Raw genomic sequence first — 5,294 nt, 5'->3', positions numbered from 1 at the left:
TTTTTTTATATTCAAATTTTAATTAAAAAAAGAAAACAAAAAAAGAAATAACAATTTAATAAAAAAAATTCTTTTAAAAATAAAAACGAATTAGAAATAAAAAATAAATACAGTTTTAAAAAAAATATTGTAAATAATTCTATAATTTTAAATTTTATTTTTATATTATAAGACCTTCAATTTTTAAGGTCTTTTTTTATATTCAAATGAACCTTTATGCTTTCAGTTTTTCTTTTGTTTATAAAAAATAATAATAAAATTTATTAAGGAGTAATTAACAAAAAAACAAAAAAAGAGAATAAAACAATGACAACTATAAATCAAAAACCTAAATTCATTCGTTTTTATGATTCATTAGTAAACATTTTAATTTTAACAATACTTATTTTAATAATAACGTTTTAGATTATAAAAATATTTGATATAAAACTTGAACCAACACCAACGACAACGAATACATCAATTATAATTGTAGAATTGAGAACTAACGGAATTCAACCAACTTCAATTATAGATCTAAAAATTGAATCAAAATTGAAAGTCAAACACCAACAATTTAATAACGACTAAATTTTGGGATTTTATTTTTGCCATTTAGAGATTATTATTTTTATATTAAAAATCCCCACAATAAAGCAACCAATAAAGGTCTCTTCACGGACCTTTTTCATTTTACCCAAACCAAACACACACAACTAGCAAGGCCATTAAACCAAAAACAAAAAGGAGTAAAAAAACCAATCATGACCAAAAAACAAATGCAACAAAAAATTATATTTCTTGAAAAACAATTAAAATTATTATATAATTTAGTTATTGTTAAAAAAAAGGAGAAAAATACTGAGAAATTTAACACAGGCAGAGAATATAAACCACCTAGTGATTAAAAGATACAAAAACGAAATAAAAACATTAAATTAAATGTTATCCAATATTATATTTCATTAGACATTAATTATGTTCTTGATTCCGCATTAATTAAAAAACGAAAGGATTTATTAATGGTAAACGAAAGAAAAACCGAACAACTAGTACGAAAAATGCTAAAAGATGCTGGATATTATAATAATCCAAACATAATCATTGAAGAACAATCTTCAGATAATCCTAAAATAAATAAATTACTTAAATCAGCGAGTAAAGAAGGTAAAGGGAAAGGATACCCAGAATTTATAATATCATTTAGCGATAAACCATATGAATTGATATTAATAGAATGTAAAGCACAAACAACTAAACATGAGAGTACGGATAAGAAACAATATAAAAATTATGCTGTAGATGGAGTTTTACTATATGCTAGTTATTGTAAAGACTATTTTGATATAACTGCTATTGCAGTTAGTGGTCAAACAGAACAAGAAAAGAAAATATCTACTTTTTTATGGTTAAAAAAAAGTTATCAATATAAAAATATACAAAACAAACTTATATTAAATCCTGAACAATTAACAAAAATAATATTAGAACAAAAAAAACCTATTACTGAAGAAAATTTGATAATGAAAGCTATTGAATATAATAAATTATTACATTCTTACTCTATACCTGAAATAGAAAGATGTACTGTTATTAGTTCTATTTTAGTGGCTTTACAAAATAAAATTTTTATTAATAATTATAAATTATACAATAATAAACAAAACAGTCGACTTATAGATGACATTATAACAAATTGTCAACAAATTTTAGAAGATAAAGGGCTTTCGCAAGAAAAAATAAAAATTATAATATTTGAATATTCAAAATATAAAAATAATACAGTATTAAATTCATCATTTATAAATGATAAACCTAATAATTTATTGAGAGACTTGATAGATGATATAAATGAGAATATTTTACCTTTTATTAATAATAATAAATTTGATCTTTTGGGAAAATTTTATACTCAATTTATTAGATATGCTGGTAGTGATAAAAAAATAGGACTTGTTTTAACGCCAACACATATAGCAGATTTTTTTTGCGATTTAGTAAATTTACAACCAAATGATATAGTTTTTGATCCTTGTTGTGGAACTGGTGGTTTTTTAGTTTCCGCCATGAATAATATGCTTAAAAATGCTAAATATGAAAATGATAAACAAAAAAAATCAAATCAGAACAATTAATAGGTATTGAAAAAAGAGCAGATATGTTTAGTCATGCATGTTCTAATATGATGATGAGAGGAGATGGAAAAAGTAGTATTTTTCATGGAGATTGTTTTGATAACAAATTAAAAGAAATAGTTAAAGAACAAAAACCCAATATTAGTTTTTTAAATCCACCTTATCAAGATGGGAATGCTGGTCAACAATTAGAATTTATCGAGAATAGTTTAGATTGCTTAATAAAAGGTGGTAAATGTGTTGCTATTTGTCAAATTAGTACGGCGCTCAATACTAAAGGTATTAATGTTAAAGAAAGATTATTTAGAAATCATACTTTAAAAGCTGTTTTATCGATGCCTGATGATTTATTTCACCCAATAGGAGTAAATACAGTTATTTTAATTTGGGAAGCACATACTCCACATAATACCAATGTTAATACTTTTTTTGGTTATTTTAAAGATGATGGATTTATTAAAACTAAAAATAAAGGAAGAAGTGATATCAAAAATAAATGGGCCGATATTAAAAAAATATGGCTTGACGCTTATAACAATAAAAAAAATATGTCTGGATTATCAGTAAATCATCCTGTCAAATATGATGACGAATGGGTAGCGGAAGCTTATATGGAAACTAATTATGATACTTTAAATGATCAAGATTTTATTAAAAAAATAAAAGATTTTGTAGCTTTTGAATTTTTGAATAGTAGTGATAATTATGAAATTAGTTAAATTAAAAGATTTGTTTGATATTCAAATAGGCGTTAATTTAGTTTTTAGTAATTGTGATTTAGATAATAATGGAATACCTTTTGTATCAAGGACAGAAAAAAATAATGGTGTTTGCGGATATGTAAAACCAATTGATAATATTATACCTAATCCTGCTAACACTATTTCAGTTGCTGGTGGCGGTTCAGTAGGATCATCTTTTTTACAAAAAAAACCATATTATAGTGGTAGAGATCTTTTTATTTTACAACCAAAAAAAAATGTCAGAATGTCAGAACATGAAATGTTATGTTTTTGTGTTTATATCGAAGCCAATAAATATCGTTTTTCTTTTGGTCGACAAATGAATAAAACTTTAAGAAATCTTTTAGTACCTTCTTACGAAAATATCCAACAAAAAATTCCTAAGTTAAAAATAAAAAAAATTTTAAAAGAACCTTTAATTAATAAAAAAATAACTTTAAATGATAGAAAATGGCAATTTTTTAATTTAAAAGATTTATTTGTTCTCGAAAGAGGAAAAGAAATCATTCAAAATTCGGAAATTGGCAATATACCTTTAATAAGTTCTAGTGAATTCGATAATGGTTTAAATTGTTACATCAAAAAAGGTAAAAAACTTTTTAAAGCAAATTGTATTACAGTAGCAAATGGCGGTTCTGTTGGTTATTCTTTTTATCAAAAAAAACTTTTCTACGCTACTACTAGTGTGACTATTTTACAAAATAAAAATATTAATCACTATAATGCTTTTTTTATTATCACTTTACTTGAAAAAGAAAAATATAGATTTAATTATGGTCGAAACTGGAGTAATGAAAAAATGAGAAATAGTAGAATAAAATTACCAATTGATAAAACAGGTAATCTAGATTGGGAATTTATGGAAAATTATATTAAATCTTTGCCATATGGTAACAGTCTTGTTTCAAGATAACTGTTATTTCTATAAATTCAATCAAACAATCAATTAGTAAATTATAAAAAAATAAAAATAAATGATTTATCACAATTAAATAATTAGAAATAATTAAATTTTTCATCGTAATAAAAGACCCTACTCAGGATCTTTTTCTTTTACCTAAACCAAACACACACAACAACTAGCAAGTCCATTAAACCAAAAACAAAAAGGAGTAAAAAAACCAATCATGACCAAAAAACAAATACAACAAAAAATTATATCATTTGAAAAACAATTAAAATTATTATATAATTTAATTAGTATTAAAAACAAAGGAGTTGATTTAAATATGGAAAATAGTTTAAATATAAAAAAAGATATTGAAAAAAATCAAATCAACATTTTTGACGTTGCTAATTACATTATTAAAAAAAATAAGAATAAAGTTACTAATATGAAATTACAAAAATTGGTTTATTATACATATGCTAAATATTTAGTTGAAAACGATCAACCAATTTTCAATGAGCCCGTCGAAGCGTGGCTTCACGGCCCTGTTTTCCCTAATTTATATAATGAATTTAAGCGTTATACCTACAAAACAATTTTTAACGGAACTAAAAAAGGAGAAGAAAAACGTTTAACAAACGATCATCGTGTTTTAATCGATAAAATAATAGAATTGTATGGAAATAAAGAAGCTACTACTTTATCTAATTTGACACATAAAGAAACTCCTTGGCAATCAGCTTGGGATAATAATGAAGATTGGTCTAAAAATGTTATTAAAGATGAAATAATAAAAAAATATTTCATAAAAAATTTCAAAAAAATAAAGTAATCAACAAATATCAAGACATAAAAAAACCAATTTCAAACATAAATAATAACAAATAATTTCTTTTTATGTTATTATTATTATAACCTCAATTGATTTTCTTGATTTTCGTTGTTGAGTTGATTTGTTGAGGGATATAGGATTGTTGTAAATATATTACCAAATTTTGGTTGCATTTTTTTTAAAAAAAAGACCTCGCTATAGGTCTTTTTTTATTATAAAATTATTAATAACAATTATTTTAAATGATGTTGTTTCATTTTTTTGTATTGTAAAATTCAATAAAGAATTTAAACAATTCAAAAAAACATAAAAACATTCTAAAAATAATGTTATTATTTGGATTGTTGTAATCATATTGTTTTTCCTTTCTTTGATTGCATTTTTAACACCTTCAGAAAGGAAATAAAATACACCTTAATGAAGGTGTTAATTATATTATATATATAAAAATAAAAAAACGAATTTTTTAAAGCACTGTTAAACAACAGTGCTTTTTTTATTAAACAACAAAACAAATAAATAAAAAAACAAACAAACAAAAACGTTAAGCAATTAACAAAAAAAATAAAAATTAAAAAAAAGGAAATTAAAATTATGAAAAAATTAAACAAAAAACAAAAAGAATTAATCATCAAAGATGGGTGTGCGCACTGTTTCAAAAAAGTGTAAATAAATTTATTTTTAATACTGAAAAGACTAGTTAAATCAAACTAGTC

6 protein-coding genes are annotated in these 5,294 nt (G+C 23.0%); 5 read left to right on the top strand and 1 reads right to left on the bottom strand.

What is annotated here, in order from left to right; genetic code table 11:
- Positions 1 to 587: 587 nt before the first annotated feature.
- From KTO59_RS03280 to KTO59_RS03260, 5 genes are all read left to right on the top strand, one after another.
- Positions 588 to 887 carry a hypothetical protein gene (locus tag KTO59_RS03280; RefSeq protein WP_284928615.1) on the top strand — a complete coding sequence of 100 codons (300 nt, stop codon included), beginning with the start codon at positions 588 to 590 and terminating at the stop codon, positions 885 to 887.
- Positions 888 to 1,001: 114 nt separating this feature from the next.
- Positions 1,002 to 2,114: an N-6 DNA methylase gene (locus KTO59_RS03275; RefSeq protein WP_284928614.1), complete on the top strand. Its 1,113-nt coding sequence runs from the start codon at positions 1,002 to 1,004 to the stop codon at positions 2,112 to 2,114.
- 23 nt (positions 2,115 to 2,137) lie between these two features.
- Positions 2,138 to 2,833 carry an N-6 DNA methylase gene (locus KTO59_RS03270; RefSeq protein ID WP_284928613.1) on the top strand — a complete coding sequence of 232 codons (696 nt, stop codon included), beginning with the start codon at positions 2,138 to 2,140 and terminating at the stop codon, positions 2,831 to 2,833.
- Positions 2,820 to 3,770: a restriction endonuclease subunit S gene (locus KTO59_RS03265; RefSeq protein ID WP_284928612.1), complete on the top strand. Its 951-nt coding sequence runs from the start codon at positions 2,820 to 2,822 to the stop codon at positions 3,768 to 3,770. The genes KTO59_RS03270 and KTO59_RS03265 overlap by 14 nt, the downstream gene beginning before the upstream one ends.
- Before the next feature lie 214 nt (positions 3,771 to 3,984).
- Positions 3,985 to 4,578, top strand: coding sequence for a Panacea domain-containing protein (locus KTO59_RS03260; protein ID WP_284928611.1), 594 nt, complete (start codon positions 3,985 to 3,987; stop codon positions 4,576 to 4,578).
- A gap of 195 nt (positions 4,579 to 4,773) precedes the next feature.
- Here KTO59_RS03260 and KTO59_RS03255 read toward each other — a convergent pair whose 3' ends face one another.
- Positions 4,774 to 4,932 carry a hypothetical protein gene (locus tag KTO59_RS03255; protein WP_284928610.1) on the bottom strand — a complete coding sequence of 53 codons (159 nt, stop codon included), beginning with the start codon at positions 4,930 to 4,932 and terminating at the stop codon, positions 4,774 to 4,776.
- Between the last annotated feature and the right edge of the window lie 362 nt (positions 4,933 to 5,294).

The organism is Candidatus Phytoplasma sp. AldY-WA1 (assembly GCF_020312115.2).
GTDB lineage: Bacteria > Bacillota_I > Bacilli_A > Acholeplasmatales > Acholeplasmataceae > Phytoplasma > Phytoplasma vitis.
The sequence above is the reverse complement of the archived record's forward strand: the minus strand, read 5'-3'. Positions and strand labels throughout refer to the sequence as shown.

Coding starts and splice junctions, on each gene's coding strand:
- KTO59_RS03275 (WP_284928614.1), top strand. CDS start 1,002: ATGGTAAACGAAAGAAAAACCGAACAACTAGTACGAAAAATGCTAAAA.
- KTO59_RS03270 (WP_284928613.1), top strand. CDS start 2,138: ATGTTTAGTCATGCATGTTCTAATATGATGATGAGAGGAGATGGAAAA.
- KTO59_RS03260 (WP_284928611.1), top strand. CDS start 3,985: ATGACCAAAAAACAAATACAACAAAAAATTATATCATTTGAAAAACAA.
- KTO59_RS03255 (WP_284928610.1), bottom strand. CDS start 4,932: ATGATTACAACAATCCAAATAATAACATTATTTTTAGAATGTTTTTAT.
- KTO59_RS03265 (WP_284928612.1), top strand. CDS start 2,820: ATGAAATTAGTTAAATTAAAAGATTTGTTTGATATTCAAATAGGCGTT.